Here is a 17,082-nt window from a genome sequence, read left to right as displayed (position 1 = left end):
ATGAGCAATAAACCGAAAACTTTAAGATGGTTGATCCTTGCTCTTGTTGCATTTTTTGTTTTTGTTGTATTACAAGTGCCAGCGGCCTGGTTAATTTCAAAATTTTATAAAAATAACCAGACCTTGCATAATGTAAACGGAAATATCTGGCAGGGAAGTGCGGACTGGAAAAAAGGTAATCTTCGGGGCAGTCTGAACTGGAAAGTGCGGCCTCTGGATTTACTGTTGCTGCGAGTTGGGGCACATGTGGATATACATAGTGGCAATACTCAGCTTTCCGGGATTATGGCCTATGGTCTGAATAAATCTTTTATTGTGAAAAATCTTGAAGGGCAGGTTGCTGCTGAAACCTTAAAAAAAATTGCGGACTGGCAATGGCCAAGCACTGCAATTCAACTCAAAGATCTGGATTTTAAATATAAGCCACAGCAGGGTTTTAGTCAGGTGGCCGGACAAATGCAATGGGCGGGTGGCGAGCTGATTTATACCTTTGCCCAGCGCCAGGAGCGCATAAACATCCCCGCGTTGACCGGCACATTGACCGATGAAAATGGACAGTTGCTACTCGATGTTCGCGACAGCCGTGAGCAACGTATGCTGAATATCAAGCTTGATCCCGGCATGATGCTGGATATCCAGCTTACCCAGCGCTTTTTATTGAATGCCCCATCCTATCAGGGTAAAGCAGGACTGGATACTTTTGTGATTAGTACCCGTCAGCCTCTTATGGGAGGCATTAACTGATGGCAGTTTCACTTGAAGCTTTAAAAAATATTGACCTTAAACAGGTAAATCGTGCTGCACCTGTGGTTTTACTGCTGCTGATCCTGTATTTGTGCTGGAAGCTGGCTGCACTGTTCTGGTTGTTGGTGGCTCCTCCACAGGCGATGCAGCTGGAGCGGGTCGAGCTGGGCTCACAACAGCCGCAAATACCGAATATCGGTGCTTTTTCCCTGTTTCAGGAAAGTGTGCAAAGTGTAGTCGTGGTGGAAGCTGCGAATATCATTTTACAAGGTGTGGTGGTCGCTAATCCACGTTATAACTCGTCTGCGGTCATCAAGATCAATGATCAGGCGGAGCTGTACCGGGTAGGAGATCAGCTGGGCAACAGTGGCTTGGAACTGGCTGAGGTGTACTGGGATCGGGTAGTGCTGCGCCGTTCTGGCGGAGCGACGCATGAAGTTTTCTTTAAAGGGCTGGAAAATGGTCTGAATCAGCCTGTGATCCCTGAAACTCAAGCAGCTCCTGCTATGAGTCCTCCGGCTGGCGGCGGTGCAGGACAGGAAAATACTGTTTCCCCTCAGAATGAAATTGGTCGGGCAATCCAGCAGATGCAGGAAAACCGCGAACAGTATTTACAGAATATGGGGGTAAATGCATCGGAAGGCGGGTATGAGGTGACGGCCCGCACACCGGCCGCACTGCGTAATCGGCTGGGCTTGAGACCTGGAGACCGGATATTGTCTCTGAATGGTCAAACCTTAAGCCAAGGACAGACAGAAGCACAATTACTGGAACAGGCCCGACGCGAAGGTCAGGCTAAACTCGAAATAAAACGTGGTGATCAGGTGATGACCATACAACAAGATTTTAAGTGATGTGTCATCACATATAGGGTTAGGAAACACATAAGTTTATGGCTTTATTTAATAATAATCGATCAGCGTGGGTCTTCTGCGTGGCGACACCACTGATGGCTGTAGTCAGCACGGCAGCTTATGCGCAAACCTGGAAAATCAACCTTCGGGATGCTGACCTGGCTGCATTCATTAATGAAGTGGCAGATATTACTGGCAAGAACTTCGCAGTCGATCCACGGGTACGTGGCAACGTGACGGTCATTTCCAATAAAGCACTGAATAAAAATGAAGTCTATGACCTGTTTTTAGGCGTGTTGAATGTCAATGGCATAGTGGCGATTCCTTCCGGCAATACCATCAAGCTGATTCCGGACAGTAATGTTAAAAACTCGGGTATTCCCTACGATCCCCGAAGCCGTGCCCGGGGTGACCAGATTGTGACTCGGGTGCTCTGGCTGGAAAATACCAATCCGAATGACCTGATTCCGGCACTGCGTCCCCTGATGCCGCAGTTCGCCCATCTGGCTGCAGTACCGGGTACCAATGCCCTGATTGTATCGGATCGTGCCAGCAATATTTACCAGCTGGAAACTATAGTCCGGAATCTGGATGGTACAGGCCAGAATGATATTGAAGCGGTGACTTTGCAGTCCAGTCAGGCAGAAGAAATGATTAGCCTGATTGAGTCCATGACGTCAACTGGTGCGGCCAAGGATGTCCAGGGCTCACGGGTACGGGTGATTGCTGATATACGTACCAACCGGATCATCATCAAGGGCGATCCCACCACACGTAAGCGGGTGCGGCAGATTATTGAAACCCTGGATGTCCCGGCTGCAGACCGTTTAGGTGGCTTAAAGGTTTTTCGTCTGAAATATGCCAGTTCCAAGAATCTTGCAGAAATCTTGCAGGGACTGGTGACCGGACAGGCGGTGAGCAGTAATTCAAATTCGGGTACGACCTCATCAAGCTCGTCTTTACTCAGCTCCAGCAGTGATTTAAATAATAGCAATAGCGGGAATAATACGGGAAACCCTACTTCTTCTTCAGGGATTCAGCTGAATTCAGGCATGAATAATGAACAGGGTGGGATTAGCAGCTTTAATGCCAATGGGGTAAGTATTATTGCTGATGCGACCCAAAATTCTCTGGTGGTGAAAGCCGATCCACAACTGATGCGGGAAATTGAATCGGCGATTAATCAGCTCGATATCCGCCGTCAACAGGTACTGATTGAAGCGGCCATTATTGAAATTGAAGGCACCGATGCCGATCAGCTTGGGGTACAGTGGGCTTTGGGTGATATCAGCAGTGGTGTTGGCCTGGTTAATTTTGATAATTTTGGGACTAGCCTGAAAAATATTGCGGCCGGTTATCTGACGGGTGGCGGTGCGGGTGCATTAAGTTCAATCGGAGCGGGCAGTTCACTGGTACTGGGTGATTATCGTGAAGGCAGTGATGGTTCGCGCCGTCTGTATGGAGCGATTATTCAGGCCTTGAAAGAAAGTACCAAGTCTAATCTGTTATCTACACCTTCCATTGTGACCATGGACAATGAAGAAGCCTATATTGTGGTGGGTGAAAACGTACCTTTTGTCACCGGCTCAGTGTCCACAGGGGTTGGCGGTGTGGTCAATCCTTATACCACTATTGAACGTAAAGATGTCGGTGTCACTTTAAAGGTAGTTCCGCATATTGGTGAAGATGGCACGGTACGTCTGGAAGTCGAACAGGAAGTGTCTGATGTCAAGAGTAGTAAAGGACAGGCACAGGATCTGGTGACGAGCAAGCGTGCAATTAAAACCTCGATTCTGGCTGAACATGGACAAACGATTGTTCTTGGCGGGCTGATTTCGGACAATACCCGCTATGGCCGTCAGGCCGTACCTGGTCTGGGTGCGATTCCCGGAATTGGACGTTTGTTCCGTTCGGAAGGTCAATCTAACCAGAAGCGTAACCTGCTGATCTTTATCCATCCAACTATCGTGGGCGATAAAAATGCAGTGCACAGACTGACCCAGCAACGCTATAGCCAGTTATATAGTCTGCAACTTGCATTAGACTCAAATGGAAACTTTGCCAAATTGCCAGAAAGTGTTGAAGATGTGTATCAGCAGCGAATTCCAGTATCCAAAACGCCACTACAAAATTCAACCTATCAAACTGTGCCGACAGCTCCTGTTCAGGTGCAGCCAGCTGATGTGATCGTCACGCCGGTTGCGATTGAGCCTGTGATTCAGCGTCAAGTAGTACAGCCCGTCCAGCAGGTGGAAAAAAGTAAAAATACCGTTACAACAACTACACTTAGACCAAAAAGCTAAGACATTCTCATTTGTAGACAGCATGTTATGATAATGTCAAAGAGAACAGAGAAGTAACTTTCATGACTTGGAAAATACACGCAATTACAGGCGACTTAACAGGACAGGAAATTAGCATTGACCGTGACATGGTGGTAGGACGTCATCAGGCAGCAGATATCGTATTGCAGGCTGCGGAAATCTCCCGCAAACATGCGGCATTTTTACTGAAAGATGGTGCGCTCTGGGTACAGGATTTGGGTTCATCCAACGGTACTTTTGTTAATGATGTACAGATTGAACAGGCAACCTTATTAAAGCAGGATGACATTGTTCAGTTCGCCAGCTTGAAATTTTCGGTACTGGCACCTGTGGCTGCGGTAGAGGTTCCAGCAGAAATTGAAGCAACAGCAGAAAAAGTTGTGGATCAGGTTGAAGTGGCGGAGCCTACACCTGCCCAGAAAATGAATGATCAGGGAATGCCGGAACTGAAACAGCGTGATGCTTCGGTACAGTTGACCCGTGACGGTATGCCAACCAGTGTTGGTATTCCAAAACCGGCACCTATTCCAGAAAACGTAGATATTAGTGCAGTAAAACCTGAGCCAGCGCCAGTTCCGGTTGAGCAGCCTGTATCACGTGTAGAACAGGAAAAAGAAACCCAGAAAAATGTATCTGTTGGTTTGATTTCAGTGATTGTGCTGATTATTTTGGCAATTATGGCTTGGTTGTTGTTCAAATAAGCTGATGATTGGTTACAATCAAGGCATGCATAGCGCATGCCTTTTTTGTGGCTGCGCACATTATAAAAGAGGGTCGGGATGTCTATTGCACAATTAGAAAAGCGTGAACTGATCTTGTTCGATCTGGATGGTACCCTGGTGGATTCAGCTCATGATCTGTATCGCGCCATGAATATGAGCCTGAACGTGCTGCAATTGCCGCTGGTGACCGAAGGGCAGGTGCGGACCTGGGTGGGCAAGGGCACCTCGATATTTTGTGAAAGTGTACTCCAGCATCTGGTGGGCGAAGTTACGCCGGCACAGCATCAGGAGCTCTTAAGCACCTTTCTGGATATCTATAATGTTGATCCCTGTGTAGATACCGTTCCTTTTCCAGGAGTCCTGAAATTTCTGGATTGGGCCAAAGCCCAAGGTAAAACCCTGATTTGTGTCACTAACAAGCCTGAACTTCCTGCCCGTAGTATTTTGGATACCTTGGATATGGCCCATTATTTTGCCGATACCATTGGTGGCGACCGTTTTACTGAACGTAAGCCACACCCACGTCAGTTGCTGCACTGTGTTGAACATTATGGCGTAAACAACGAACAGGTGTTACTCATTGGCGATTCTTCCAATGATGTTGAAGCCGCACGCCGCGCCGGGATTGATTGTGTTGTGGTCAGCTATGGCTATAATCATGGTGAAAATATTGCAGATTGTCAGCCGCAGCAGATTGTGGATGATCTTAGAGAATTACTTGCCTAATACGCGTACTAAGGAAAGAAAATGAATAGTTGTAAGGTTTTTCGATGGCGTCGCTCAGTTCAATTCTATTTACATACTGAGTAACCCTAATTTAAAGAGAAAAACCGCATGACCACTCAAGCACAATTCCAGCAACTTGCTGCACAAGGCTATAATCTCATTCCTGTTTACCGTCAGCGTCTGGCAGATACCGATACACCACTTTCTATTTTTGCACGCCTTAAGCAGCATCAGCAGGCTTATTTATTTGAATCCGTAGAAGGTGGAGAGAACTGGGCGCGCTATTCAATTATTGGACTAGGTGAATCTACCGTATTTTCCTGCAATGCCGGTGAACTGACGGTACAGCACGCAGATGCTTCGATTGAAAAACAGCACTGTGCTGACCCATTTCAATATATCCGTGACTTTCAGGCGCAATTTAAGGTGCCTATCCAGGCAGAATTGCCGGACTTGCCGAGTTTTACTGGCGGGTTGGTAGGTTACTTTGGCTATGATGCCGTGCGCTATATTGAGCCGAAGTTAAAAAATGTCCCTGAAGCTGATCCGGTCGGATTACCTGATATCTGGATGATGCTGTCTAAAACAGTCATCGTGTTTGATAACTTGAAAGACACCTTGTTTCTGATTGTGCATGCCGATGCCGCTGATTCTGGAGCATATCAGAAGGCACAGCAGCAGCTCGATGACTTGGAGCATATTCTGGCAACGCCGGTTAGCCTGAAAGCAGAAAAACATACCCCGCCGCATTTTGAGTCTCTCACTGGACATGACAACTTCATTGCCTCGGTAGAAAAAGTCAAAGAGTACATTCGTGCTGGCGATGTGATGCAGGTCGTTCCTGGTCACCGGATGGTCTCTGATTTTGATGGTGAGCCACTGCAGGTATATCGTGCACTACGTCATCTTAATCCATCACCATACTTGTTTCTGGTGCAAGGCCGGACTTTAGAAAATAACACGCCGTTCCATATTGTCGGTTCTTCACCGGAAATTCTGTCCCGTTTGGAAAATGGAATTGCCACCGTACGACCGCTTGCAGGTACCCGTCCACGCGGCAAAACCAAAGAAGAAGATCTGGCGCTTGAGCAGGACTTACTCTCTGACGAAAAAGAAATTGCTGAACATGTCATGCTGATTGATCTGGGACGTAATGATGTGGGACGCATTGCTAAAATCGGTAAAGTGCAAGTCACTGATCAAATGGTGATCGAGCGTTATTCACATGTGATGCATATTGTCTCCAATGTCCAGGGTGAAGTACGTGATGATGTTGATGCTCTGGATGTTTTTAAGGCAACTTTTCCCGCAGGCACACTTTCAGGCGCGCCAAAAATCCGTGCCATGGAAATTATTGACGAAGTTGAGCCGGTAAAACGTGGAATTTTTGGTGGTGCTGTTGGTTATTTAGGCTGGCATGGTGAAATGGACATGTCGATTGCAATTCGTACCTGTGTCATTCGCGAAAATAAGGTCTATGTACAAGCCGGAGCAGGGCTGGTTGCCGACTCAAATCCTGAATCAGAGTGGAATGAAACCCAAATAAAAGCTCGCGCAGTGATCAAAGCGGTTGAATTATCATCAAATGGTTTGATTTTATGAGTTTTTGAGGTTTTTTTTGAAAAAAACACTTGCATGGTTTCTGAGTTTTGCTAAACTGCACACCGTTCCGATACGAAACGTACGAAACACTAAGAAACGCCGGCATAGCTCAGTTGGTAGAGCAACTGACTTGTAATCAGTAGGTCCACAGTTCGAATCCGTGTGCCGGCACCATCTTAGAAGTTTGGTAGTGTAAAGTAAAGAACAGCACTGATGTAAGTGTAAAAAATGGTGAGGTTCCCGAGCGGTCAAAGGGGGCGGACTGTAACTCCGCTACGAAAGTTTCGAAGGTTCGAATCCTTCCCTCACCACCAATTTTAAGACTTCAATAAGTGGTTTGTACCAACATCGTGCGGGAGTAGCTCAGTTGGTAGAGCGGTAGCCTTCCAAGCTACATGTCGCGAGTTCGACCCTCGTCTCCCGCTCCATTGAAGTACTAATATTTGCTCTTATAGCTCAGTGGTAGAGCACTCCCTTGGTAAGGGAGAGGTCTCGAGTTCAAATCTCGATAAGAGCTCCAGATTACAGTTTAGCAACTCTAGTTGCAAAGAAATTCCAAAAAGCAGGCTATTTAGTCTGCTTTTCAAGTATTTGATGTTCGGTTTTTTTAAACGATATGTCGGAGCTGGGTTTTACTCAGAATTGTGTTCGACGTAAACGAGGAAGATTAACATGGCTAAGGCTAAGTTTGAACGTAATAAGCCACACGTTAACGTGGGCACAATTGGTCACGTTGACCATGGTAAAACAACTTTAACAGCTGCGATTGCAACTGTATGTGCGAAGAAATTCGGTGGCGAAGCGAAAGACTACGCTGCAATTGACTCTGCACCAGAAGAAAAAGCACGTGGTATTACCATCAATACTTCTCACGTAGAATACGATTCTCCAACTCGTCACTACGCTCACGTAGACTGCCCGGGCCACGCCGATTATGTTAAAAACATGATTACTGGTGCTGCTCAGATGGACGGCGCGATCCTTGTATGTGCTGCGACTGATGGTCCAATGCCACAAACTCGTGAACACATCCTTCTTTCTCGTCAGGTAGGCGTACCTTACATCGTTGTATTCTTGAACAAATGCGACCTTGTAGACGACGAAGAGCTTCTTGAGCTGGTTGAAATGGAAGTTCGTGAACTTCTTTCTACTTATGACTTCCCCGGTGATGACACTCCAGTGATCCGTGGTTCTGCTCTTCTTGCACTTAACGGTGATGACAGCCAATACGGCGAGCCAGCGGTAGTTGCGCTTGTTGAAGCTCTTGACTCTTACATCCCAGAGCCAGAGCGTGCAATTGACCTTCCGTTCCTTATGCCGATTGAAGACGTATTCTCAATCTCTGGTCGTGGTACAGTAGTAACTGGCCGTGTAGAGACTGGTATCGTTAAAGTAGGCGAATCAGTTGAAATCGTTGGTATCCGTGATACACAAACAACGACTGTTACTGGCGTTGAAATGTTCCGTAAACTTCTAGACGAAGGTCGTGCGGGCGAGAACTGTGGTGTTCTTCTTCGTGGTACTAAGCGTGAAGACGTACAGCGTGGTCAAGTATTGACTAAACCAGGTGCGATCAAGCCACATACTAAATTCGATGCGGAAGTATACGTACTTTCTAAAGAAGAAGGTGGTCGTCACACTCCATTCCTTAACGGCTACCGTCCACAGTTCTACTTCCGTACTACGGACGTAACTGGTGCGATCTCGCTTAAAGAAGGCGTGGAAATGGTTATGCCTGGTGACAACGTTGAGATGTCAGTAGAGCTAATTCACCCGATCGCAATGGACCCAGGTCTACGTTTTGCGATCCGTGAAGGCGGTCGTACAGTTGGTGCTGGTGTAGTTGCTAAAGTAACTGCATAATCATAGAATAAGACAGGCGAGTTGGGGTTTAGGCTCCAACTTGTTGTTTTGCAGGTCAGTAGTTCAATTGGTAGAGCGTCGGTCTCCAAAACCGAATGTTGGGGGTTCGAGTCCCTCCTGACCTGCCAAGTTTTTAAAAAGACGCTTGATGTCGGCAAAATTGGTCATATAATAAGTCGCGAAACCTACGACGAGTACAAAAATGTCGAATGAAAAATCACGCGACGCATTAGGCGAAGCGGCAATTCCTCAAAGAAATAATCCTGCAGTAGATGTAAATTCTGGTTCTCCATTAGACATAATTCTATGGGTTATCGCCTTGATTTTATTGGTGGGTGCAATGATGGTAAACCAATATTTACCAGCGTACTGGGCACCCGCAAATGATATTTGGGTGCGCGTTGGGGTGATTTTGGCTTGTATCGTTGCGGCATTCGGTTTATTATACGCCACCCATCAAGGCAAAGGCTTTATTCGCTTGCTGAAAGACGCGCGAATCGAGTTACGTCGAGTGACCTGGCCTACTAAACAAGAGACCATGACCACATCTTGGCATGTCCTTGTCGTTGTTGTCATTGCATCTATATTACTGTGGTGTTTTGATTATATTTTAGGCTGGTTAATCAAGTTTATTATCGGGTAAGAGAGCTATGAAACGTTGGTACATTATTCATGCCTATTCGGGCTATGAAAAACAAGTGATGCGTTCGCTTAATGATCGAATCCAGCGTAGCGCTGTAGCCGATAGCTTTGGTGAAGTCCTGGTTCCTACCGAAGAAGTGGTGGAAATGAAGGATGGCAAAAAGCGTAAATCAGAGCGTAAGTTCTTTCCTGGCTATGTTCTAGTCGAAATGGAAATGAACGATGATACTTGGCACATTGTTAAAGAATGTCCAAAAGTTTTAGGCTTTATTGGTGGGACGGCTGAAAAACCGGCACCGATTACGCAAAAAGAAGCAGATGCGATTCTTGCGCGTGTACGCAATACTGGTGAAGCACCTCGTCCTAAGACGATGTTTGAACCAGGCGAAGAATTACTCGTTATTGACGGTCCATTCACAGACTTTAAAGGTGTGGTGGAAGAGGTTCAGTACGAAAAGTCACGCTTAACGCTGACAATTAATGTATTTAACCGACCAACTCAAGTTGAATTGGAATTTCGCCAAGTCGAAAAATCAGTCTAATTTGTATGGGTTGAAAACGCCTGGCTTATTTATAAGTCAGGCATTGTTGTTGTAACGGTATCGTTACTTGAAATCATTGGGGAGCCTTCACCGGCGTTTGCACCCAGAGGTAATTTGAAATGGCTAAGAAGATTGACGGCTATATCAAGCTGCAAGTTCCAGCTGGTAAAGCGAATCCATCTCCACCGATTGGTCCTGCACTAGGTCAACGTGGTGTGAACATCATGGCATTCTGTAAAGAATTCAATGCTGCTACACAAAAACTTGAAGCTGGTCTGCCAATTCCAGTCGTGATCACTGTGTACAACGACAAGTCGTTCACATTCATCATGAAAACTCCACCTGCTGCTATTCTTCTTAAGAAAGCTGCTGGTATTCAAAAGGGTTCAGCTGTACCTAACAAAACTAAAGTTGGTAAGTTGACTCGTGCTCAGTTAGAAGAGATCGCGACTACTAAAGAACCAGATTTAACTGGTGCTGACTTAGACGCGCGTGTGCGTACCATTGCTGGTTCTGCACGTTCTATGGGCTTGGAAGTGGAGCTTTAAGACATGGCTAAATTAACTAAACGTCAAAAAGCGATTGCGTCTGCTGTAGAAGCGCACAAAGTTTACACACTAGAAGAAGCTGTTGCAGTTTTAGAGAGCCTTCCAGCTCCTAAATTCAAAGAGTCTCTAGACATCGCGGTAAATCTGGGTGTTGATCCTCGTAAATCTGACCAAGTTGTTCGTGGCGCGACTACACTTCCTGCAGGTACTGGTAAAACTGTACGTGTAGCTGTATTCGCTCAAGGCGCTGCTGCTGAAGCTGCTAAAGCTGAAGGCGCAGATGTTGTTGGTTTCGACGATCTTGCTGAAAGCATCCAAGCGGGTAACCTTGACTTTGATGTTGTAATTGCTGCTCCAGATGCAATGCGCGTTGTAGGTAAACTTGGTACAATCCTTGGTCCACGTGGCTTAATGCCAAACCCTAAAGTGGGTACTGTAACTCCTGACGTAGCAACTGCAGTTAAAAATGCAAAAGCTGGTCAAGCACGTTACCGTGTAGACAAAGCGGGTATCATCCACGCTGCGATCGGTCAAGTAGGTTTTACTGCTGAAGCTGTTCGTCAAAACGTTGAAGCACTTGTGGCTGACTTGAAAAAGTTAAAGCCTGCTACTTCTAAAGGCGTATACATTCAAAAGATCACTTTGAGCTCAACTATGGGTCCTGGTTTGATCGTTGATGTAGCAAACGTATCTAAGTAAGTCTCGACTTATTACAGAATTTTAAAGCCCTGAAGATGTCTCCTTCTCCCTCTGGGAGAAGGTCGGGAAGAGGGTTAAACCTCTCCCTAGCCCTCTCCTATAAGGAGAGGGGATAATTTAGGCAAACTTTGAATTGATAAATGAAAATTTATCAGCGTCAAAGACCGCAGGCGAGGGGAGTTTTATGCTTCGCTCTTAATAGCTCAGCCTGCGTAGACGCGGTGGTGTGATTTGTTCATCCTCCGCGTGTGAGTCCAGTGATGGTCTCGCGAATTGGGAGTGTACTTCGCGTAAGTACATAAATCACCATTAGGAGGTTTTACAATGGCTCTTCTTATCGAAGGCAAAAAACAGATCGTAGCTGAAGTAACTGAAGTTGCTTCTACTGCATTTGCTGCTGTTGTTGCTGACTACCAAGGTTTAACTGTTGAGCAATTGACTGCTCTTCGTGTTGAAGCTCGTAAACTAGGTGTTCACACACGTATCGTGCGTAATACTTTGGCTAAACGCGCTCTTCAAGATACTCCATTCAATATCTTGAACGACAACCTTGTTGGCCCAACAATCTTAGCTTTCTCGACTTCTGAAGACGACATGGGCGCTGCTGCTCGTGTGTTCGAAGAATTTGCGAAAACTAATAAAGCATTTGAACTTAAAGCTGCTGCATTTGATGGCAAAGTGTATCAAGGTGCTGAAGTTAGCGTTATCGCGAACCTTCCGAACCAAGAGAAAGCACTTACTATGCTTGCAAATGTACTTCAAGCACCTATTTCGAAATTGGGTCGCTTGCTTACAGCGCTTCAAGAGAAAAACGGTTCAGAAGCTGCATAAGCTCAAACTTACACACACATCATTCAATACCCATTTGGAGTTACTCTCATGGCTTTAACAAACGAAGAAATCCTAAACGCAGTTGCTGAAAAAACTGTTCTTGAACTTGTTGAACTTATTTCTGCTTTTGAAGAGAAATTCAACGTTTCTGCTGCTGCTGTAGCTGTAGCTGCTGGTCCTGCTGCTGCTGCCGCTGAAGAGCAATCTGAATTCAACGTTGAGTTGACTTCATTCGGCGCGAACAAAGTTGCTGTAATTAAAGCAGTTCGTGAAGTAACTGGTCTTGGCTTAAAAGAAGCTAAAGATATGGTTGAAGGCGCTCCAGCGATCCTTAAAGAAGGCGTTTCTAAAGAAGAAGCTGAAGAACTTAAAGCTAAGCTTGAAACTTCTGGTGCAACAATTACTGTTAAGTAATTTTGCCGGGAGCCGGTTTTTTTATAATCGGCTCCAAAAATTGGCTGATGGCTCTTGGGTCATCAGCCTTTTTGCGTTACAATAATCGGCTCGATTTTTGTTTGCATGATATAAAATTCATACAAATTAAAAATAAACATAATGAACAAACGCTTACCAATATTTTTCATTAAAAAAATATTGATAAGCGTTTTAATACCACTAAAAATTGCAGCATTTGTAAAGAGTGGTGGCCATATCGGCCAGCGTAATTCCTTCTGAGCCCGTTCTGCAGGCGGGCTTGGTTTACACTTTCCGAGGACTCCAGATGGCATACTCATATACCGAAAAGAAACGGATCCGTAAGAATTTTGGTAAATTGCCTAGCGTCATGGATGCTCCGTACTTGCTCGCGATTCAAGTCGACTCGTACAGAACATTCTTACAAGATGGCAAATCACCAAAAAACCGCGAAGATATCGGTCTCCAAGCCGCATTTCGTTCAGTTTTTCCTATTGAAAGTTATTCTGGCAATGCTGCTTTAGAATTTGTTGAGTATAGTCTTGGTAAGCCTGAGTTTGATGTACGCGAATGTATCCTTCGTGGCTCAACTTATGCAGCACCAATGCGTGTAAAAATTCGTTTGATCCTGAAAGATCGTGAAACGAAGTCAATTAAAGACGTACGTGAACAAGAAGTCTATATGGGCGAAATGCCATTGATGACGGATAACGGTACCTTTGTGATTAACGGTACCGAGCGTGTGATCGTGTCACAATTACACCGTTCACCAGGCGTATTCTTTGACCACGATAAGGGCAAGACTCACTCAAGTGGTAAAGTTCTTTATTCAGCACGTATCATTCCTTACCGTGGTTCATGGTTAGACTTTGAATTCGATGCGAAAGACCTGGTTTATGTACGTATTGACCGTCGTCGTAAATTACTTGCGACTGTAGTACTTCGTGCCTTGGGTTATAGTAACGAAAACATTCTCGATATGTTCTACGAGAAAGTACCTGTGTATCTTGACATGGGTAGCTACCAGATTGACCTGGTGCCTGAACGTCTGCGTGGCGAAATGGCACAGTTTGACATCCTGGACAAGGATGGCAAGGCAATTGTTGAGCAAGGTAAACGTATCAATGCGCGTCATGTACGTCAAATGGAAGCTTCGGGTCTTGAAAAACTTGCAGTACCTGATGAGTACCTATATGAGCGTATTACTGCTGAAGACATCCCATTAAAAGATGGTGATGTGATTGCAGCCAATACTGTATTAAGCCATGAAATTATGGTGAAAATTGCAGAAGGCGGCGTGAAGCAGTTCAATATTCTGTTCACCAATGATATCGACCGCGGTTCATTCATTGCAGATTCTCTACGTGCAGATACGACTACAAGCCGTGAAGAAGCATTGGTAGAAATCTACAAGGTTATGCGTCCGGGCGAGCCACCAACCAAAGAAGCTGCTGAAAACCTGTTTAACAACTTGTTCTTCTCTTCTGAGCGTTATGACCTGTCTCCAGTGGGTCGTATGAAGTTCAACCGTCGTTTGGGTCGTCCTTACGAAGTGGGTACAGACCAGAAGTCACGTGAAGTTGAAGGTATTCTCTCGAATGAGGATATCACTGATGTACTGAAAACATTAGTTGAAATCCGTAACGGTAAAGGTGAAGTCGACGATATCGACCACTTGGGTAACCGTCGTGTTCGTTCTGTTGGTGAAATGACAGAAAACCAATTCCGTGTGGGTCTGGTTCGTGTAGAACGTGCTGTTAAAGAGCGTCTGTCACAAGCTGAAACTGATAACCTGTCTCCGCAGGATTTGATCAACGCGAAGCCAGTGGCTGCTGCAATCAAAGAATTCTTTGGTTCAAGCCAGTTGTCCCAGTTCATGGACCAAAACAACCCGTTGTCTGAAATTACACACAAACGTCGTGTATCAGCGCTTGGTCCGGGTGGTTTGACACGTGAGCGTGCAGGCTTTGAAGTACGTGACGTACATCAAACTCACTATGGCCGTGTTTGTCCAATTGAAACACCGGAAGGTCCAAACATTGGTTTGATCAACTCGCTTTCTGTATATGCTAAAGCGAACGAGTTCGGTTTCCTGGAAACACCGTATCGTAAAGTGGTTGATGGTCGTGTAACAGACGAAGTTGAATACTTATCTGCTATTGAAGAAGTGGGTACTGTGATTGCACAGGCCGATTCTGCAATTGATAAAGATGGTCATTTAACTGAAGAATTCGTATCTGTACGTCATCAAGGTGACTTCGTACGTATGCCTCCTGAAAAAGTAACGCATATGGATGTATCTGCTCAGCAGGTAGTCTCTGTAGCAGCCTCACTGATTCCATTCCTAGAACACGATGATGCCAACCGTGCATTGATGGGTTCAAACATGCAACGTCAGGCAGTTCCGACGTTGATCGCTGACAAGCCGCTTGTTGGTACAGGTATGGAAGCGAACGTAGCACATGACTCTGGTGTATGTGTGATCGCGAAACGTGGTGGTCGTATCGAATATGTAGATGCGTCACGTGTGGTTATTCGTGTGAATGAAGACGAAATGATCGCAGGTGAAGCAGGTGTAGATATCTACAACCTGATCAAGTACACCCGTTCGAACCAGAACACTTGTATCAACCAGAAAGTTCTTGTGAACATGGGCGATAAAGTAGGTCGTGGCGATGTGCTTGCTGATGGTCCATCAACAGATGGCGGTGAGCTGGCACTGGGCCAGAACATGCGCGTTGCGTTCATGACCTGGAATGGTTACAACTACGAAGACTCGATCTTGTTATCTGAGCGTGTACTTCAAGAAGACCGTTTAACGTCTATTCATATCCAGGAATTGTCATGTGTTGCACGTGATACCAAACTGGGTGCGGAAGAAATCACTGCGGATATTCCGAACGTAGGTGAAGCTGCTCTGTCTAAACTGGACGAGTCAGGTATCGTTTACATCGGTGCTGAAGTAACTGCCGGTGACATCCTGGTTGGTAAAGTGACACCTAAAGGTGAAACGCAGCTTACTCCGGAAGAAAAATTGCTACGTGCAATCTTCGGTGAAAAAGCGGCTGACGTAAAAGACTCATCTTTACGCGTTCCATCGGGTACGAAAGGTACTGTGATTGACGTTCAAGTGTTTACACGTGACGGTCTTGAAAAAGACGAACGTGCTCAAGCAATTGAAAAAGCACAGCTTGATGCATACCGTAAAGACTTGAAAGAAGAGTTCAAAATCTTCGAAGAAGCTGCACGTGAACGTGTGATCCGTCTACTCAACGGCCAAGAGTCGAATGGTGGCGGTACAACTAAACGTGGCGACAAATTGTCTGAAGACGTGTTGTCTGGTTTAGAGCTCGTTGATCTTCTTGAAATTCAACCAGTTGATGAAGCAATTGCTGAACGTTTAACGCAAATTCAAGTGTTCTTGAAAGAGAAGGGCTTTGAAATTGACGAGAAATTTGCTGAGAAAAAACGCAAACTTTCTACAGGTGATGAACTGACTACTGGCGTATTGAAAGTTGTTAAAGTTTATCTTGCTGTAAAACGTCGCATCCAGCCGGGTGATAAGATGGCGGGTCGTCACGGTAACAAAGGTGTTGTATCTAACATCTTACCGGTAGAAGACATGCCACATGATGCCAACGGTGTACCTGTTGATATCGTGCTTAACCCGCTGGGCGTACCATCGCGTATGAACGTGGGTCAGATTCTTGAAACTCACTTGGGTATGGCTGCAAAAGGTCTTGGCGATCAAATCGACAAGATGATGAAAGAGCAACGTACTGTACTTGAGCTTCGTGATTTCCTAGACAAGATTTACAACAAAGTGGGTGGCGAGCAAGAAGATCTTGATAGCTTGACCGACGAAGAAATCTTGAAACTTTCTGGCAACTTGCGTGCTGGTGTGCCTTTGGCAACGCCTGTATTCGATGGTGCTGAAGAGGGTCAGATCAAAGAGTTGTTACAACTTGCAGGCCTATCTAGTACTGGTCAGACTGTATTATATGATGGTCGTACAGGTGAACGTTTCGACCGTCCGGTAACTGTCGGTTATATGTACATGCTGAAACTGAACCACTTGGTTGATGATAAGATGCATGCGCGTTCAACTGGTTCTTACTCGCTAGTAACGCAACAGCCGCTTGGTGGTAAAGCACAATTCGGTGGTCAGCGTTTCGGTGAGATGGAAGTCTGGGCACTAGAAGCTTACGGTGCAGCATATACGCTACAAGAAATGCTGACTGTGAAATCGGATGACGTTGAAGGCCGTACCCGTATCTACAAGAACATTGTAGATGGCAACCATTATATGGATCCGGGCATGCCTGAATCGTTCAACGTATTGACCAAAGAGATCCGTTCTTTAGGTATCAACATTGAACTGAAAAATGGTGACTAAGTAACCATCCAATCCCCCCAACCCCCTTGATAAAGGGGGGGATTTACTCCTCTTAAATTTAAGGGGAGTTTCCCGCTTAGAGATAGGCAGGATGGTGGGGGGATTACTCAGTTAAAAAACAATATTTGTGACCCAGTTGTTGAGTGAAAATCTCCACAACACACGGAGAAAAAAA

Annotated in this window: 15 protein-coding genes and 5 tRNA genes; 19 read left to right on the top strand and 1 reads right to left on the bottom strand. The window is 45.7% G+C overall.

Annotated elements, in window-relative coordinates; all coding sequences use genetic code 11:
* The 18 genes from gspN (at position 1) to rplL (ending at position 12,511) form a co-directional block, all read left to right on the top strand.
* Entirely contained in the window at positions 1–744 is a 744-nt protein-coding gene (gene gspN / locus AY605_RS03035) for a type II secretion system protein N (protein ID WP_064094983.1), read from the top strand.
* Positions 744–1,598, top strand: a complete 855-nt coding sequence (locus AY605_RS03030) for a type II secretion system protein N (protein ID WP_064094982.1) — start codon at positions 744–746, stop codon at positions 1,596–1,598. The genes gspN and AY605_RS03030 overlap by 1 nt, the downstream gene beginning before the upstream one ends.
* A 38-nt stretch (positions 1,599–1,636) precedes the next feature.
* Complete coding sequence (gene gspD / locus AY605_RS03025; protein WP_064094981.1) at positions 1,637–3,901, top strand: type II secretion system secretin GspD; 2,265 nt, start codon at positions 1,637–1,639, stop codon at positions 3,899–3,901.
* A 62-nt stretch (positions 3,902–3,963) separates the two neighbouring features.
* Positions 3,964–4,623 carry an FHA domain-containing protein gene (locus tag AY605_RS03020; RefSeq protein WP_064094980.1) on the top strand — a complete coding sequence of 220 codons (660 nt, stop codon included), beginning with the start codon at positions 3,964–3,966 and terminating at the stop codon, positions 4,621–4,623.
* Between the two features lie 78 nt (positions 4,624–4,701).
* Positions 4,702–5,370 carry a phosphoglycolate phosphatase gene (locus AY605_RS03015; protein ID WP_064094979.1) on the top strand — a complete coding sequence of 223 codons (669 nt, stop codon included), beginning with the start codon at positions 4,702–4,704 and terminating at the stop codon, positions 5,368–5,370.
* 108 nt (positions 5,371–5,478) lie between these two features.
* Positions 5,479–6,972, top strand: coding sequence for an anthranilate synthase component I (gene trpE, locus AY605_RS03010; protein ID WP_064094978.1), 1,494 nt, complete (start codon positions 5,479–5,481; stop codon positions 6,970–6,972).
* A gap of 98 nt (positions 6,973–7,070) precedes the next feature.
* Positions 7,071–7,146: transfer RNA gene (locus AY605_RS03005), tRNA-Thr, on the top strand.
* Between the two features lie 56 nt (positions 7,147–7,202).
* Positions 7,203–7,286, top strand: a tRNA-Tyr gene (locus tag AY605_RS03000).
* A gap of 38 nt (positions 7,287–7,324) precedes the next feature.
* A tRNA-Gly gene (locus AY605_RS02995) sits at positions 7,325–7,400 on the top strand.
* Between the two features lie 17 nt (positions 7,401–7,417).
* Positions 7,418–7,492, top strand: a tRNA-Thr gene (locus AY605_RS02990).
* Positions 7,493–7,644: 152 nt separating this feature from the next.
* Positions 7,645–8,835, top strand: a complete 1,191-nt coding sequence (tuf, locus tag AY605_RS02985) for an elongation factor Tu (protein ID WP_064094977.1) — start codon at positions 7,645–7,647, stop codon at positions 8,833–8,835.
* Positions 8,836–8,887: 52 nt separating this feature from the next.
* Positions 8,888–8,963: transfer RNA gene (locus tag AY605_RS02980), tRNA-Trp, on the top strand.
* 74 nt (positions 8,964–9,037) lie between these two features.
* Entirely contained in the window at positions 9,038–9,478 is a 441-nt protein-coding gene (gene secE, locus AY605_RS02975; RefSeq protein ID WP_064094976.1) for a preprotein translocase subunit SecE, read from the top strand.
* Between the two features lie 7 nt (positions 9,479–9,485).
* Positions 9,486–10,019 carry a transcription termination/antitermination protein NusG gene (gene nusG, locus AY605_RS02970; RefSeq protein WP_064094975.1) on the top strand — a complete coding sequence of 178 codons (534 nt, stop codon included), beginning with the start codon at positions 9,486–9,488 and terminating at the stop codon, positions 10,017–10,019.
* Between the two features lie 119 nt (positions 10,020–10,138).
* A complete protein-coding gene (gene rplK / locus AY605_RS02965; RefSeq protein WP_004813566.1) occupies positions 10,139–10,567 on the top strand; it encodes a 50S ribosomal protein L11 in 429 nt (142 codons plus the stop codon).
* A 3-nt stretch (positions 10,568–10,570) separates the two neighbouring features.
* The gene (gene rplA / locus AY605_RS02960; RefSeq protein ID WP_064094974.1) at positions 10,571–11,266 is read left to right on the top strand and encodes a 50S ribosomal protein L1; all 696 of its coding nucleotides are present in this window, start codon (positions 10,571–10,573) and stop codon (positions 11,264–11,266) included.
* Between the two features lie 324 nt (positions 11,267–11,590).
* Positions 11,591–12,097, top strand: coding sequence for a 50S ribosomal protein L10 (gene rplJ, locus AY605_RS02955; RefSeq protein ID WP_064094973.1), 507 nt, complete (start codon positions 11,591–11,593; stop codon positions 12,095–12,097).
* A 48-nt stretch (positions 12,098–12,145) separates the two neighbouring features.
* Positions 12,146–12,511 carry a 50S ribosomal protein L7/L12 gene (gene rplL, locus AY605_RS02950; RefSeq protein ID WP_064094972.1) on the top strand — a complete coding sequence of 122 codons (366 nt, stop codon included), beginning with the start codon at positions 12,146–12,148 and terminating at the stop codon, positions 12,509–12,511.
* A 62-nt stretch (positions 12,512–12,573) separates the two neighbouring features.
* Here rplL and AY605_RS14985 read toward each other — a convergent pair whose 3' ends face one another.
* Positions 12,574–12,825 (bottom strand): hypothetical protein, encoded by a 252-nt coding sequence (locus AY605_RS14985; protein ID WP_064102178.1) that lies wholly within the window; start codon positions 12,823–12,825, stop codon positions 12,574–12,576.
* Here AY605_RS14985 and rpoB point away from each other — a divergent pair.
* On the top strand, positions 12,819–16,907 hold the full coding sequence (gene rpoB / locus AY605_RS02945; protein WP_064094971.1) for a DNA-directed RNA polymerase subunit beta: 4,089 nt from the start codon (positions 12,819–12,821) through the stop codon (positions 16,905–16,907). The genes AY605_RS14985 and rpoB overlap by 7 nt on opposite strands.
* Positions 16,908–17,082: the final 175 nt, after the last annotated feature.

This window comes from Acinetobacter sp. SFD (genome assembly GCF_001647575.1).
GTDB lineage: Bacteria > Pseudomonadota > Gammaproteobacteria > Pseudomonadales > Moraxellaceae > Acinetobacter > Acinetobacter pecorum.
This window is presented reverse-complemented; position numbering and strand designations above follow the sequence as displayed.

Coding starts and splice junctions, on each gene's coding strand:
- AY605_RS03020 (WP_064094980.1), top strand. CDS start 3,964: ATGACTTGGAAAATACACGCAATTACAGGCGACTTAACAGGACAGGAA.
- nusG (WP_064094975.1), top strand. CDS start 9,486: ATGAAACGTTGGTACATTATTCATGCCTATTCGGGCTATGAAAAACAA.
- rplK (WP_004813566.1), top strand. CDS start 10,139: ATGGCTAAGAAGATTGACGGCTATATCAAGCTGCAAGTTCCAGCTGGT.
- AY605_RS03030 (WP_064094982.1), top strand. CDS start 744: ATGGCAGTTTCACTTGAAGCTTTAAAAAATATTGACCTTAAACAGGTA.
- secE (WP_064094976.1), top strand. CDS start 9,038: ATGTCGAATGAAAAATCACGCGACGCATTAGGCGAAGCGGCAATTCCT.
- rplL (WP_064094972.1), top strand. CDS start 12,146: ATGGCTTTAACAAACGAAGAAATCCTAAACGCAGTTGCTGAAAAAACT.
- rpoB (WP_064094971.1), top strand. CDS start 12,819: ATGGCATACTCATATACCGAAAAGAAACGGATCCGTAAGAATTTTGGT.
- rplJ (WP_064094973.1), top strand. CDS start 11,591: ATGGCTCTTCTTATCGAAGGCAAAAAACAGATCGTAGCTGAAGTAACT.
- trpE (WP_064094978.1), top strand. CDS start 5,479: ATGACCACTCAAGCACAATTCCAGCAACTTGCTGCACAAGGCTATAAT.
- AY605_RS03015 (WP_064094979.1), top strand. CDS start 4,702: ATGTCTATTGCACAATTAGAAAAGCGTGAACTGATCTTGTTCGATCTG.
- rplA (WP_064094974.1), top strand. CDS start 10,571: ATGGCTAAATTAACTAAACGTCAAAAAGCGATTGCGTCTGCTGTAGAA.
- gspD (WP_064094981.1), top strand. CDS start 1,637: ATGGCTTTATTTAATAATAATCGATCAGCGTGGGTCTTCTGCGTGGCG.
- gspN (WP_064094983.1), top strand. CDS start 1: ATGAGCAATAAACCGAAAACTTTAAGATGGTTGATCCTTGCTCTTGTT.
- tuf (WP_064094977.1), top strand. CDS start 7,645: ATGGCTAAGGCTAAGTTTGAACGTAATAAGCCACACGTTAACGTGGGC.
- AY605_RS14985 (WP_064102178.1), bottom strand. CDS start 12,825: ATGCCATCTGGAGTCCTCGGAAAGTGTAAACCAAGCCCGCCTGCAGAA.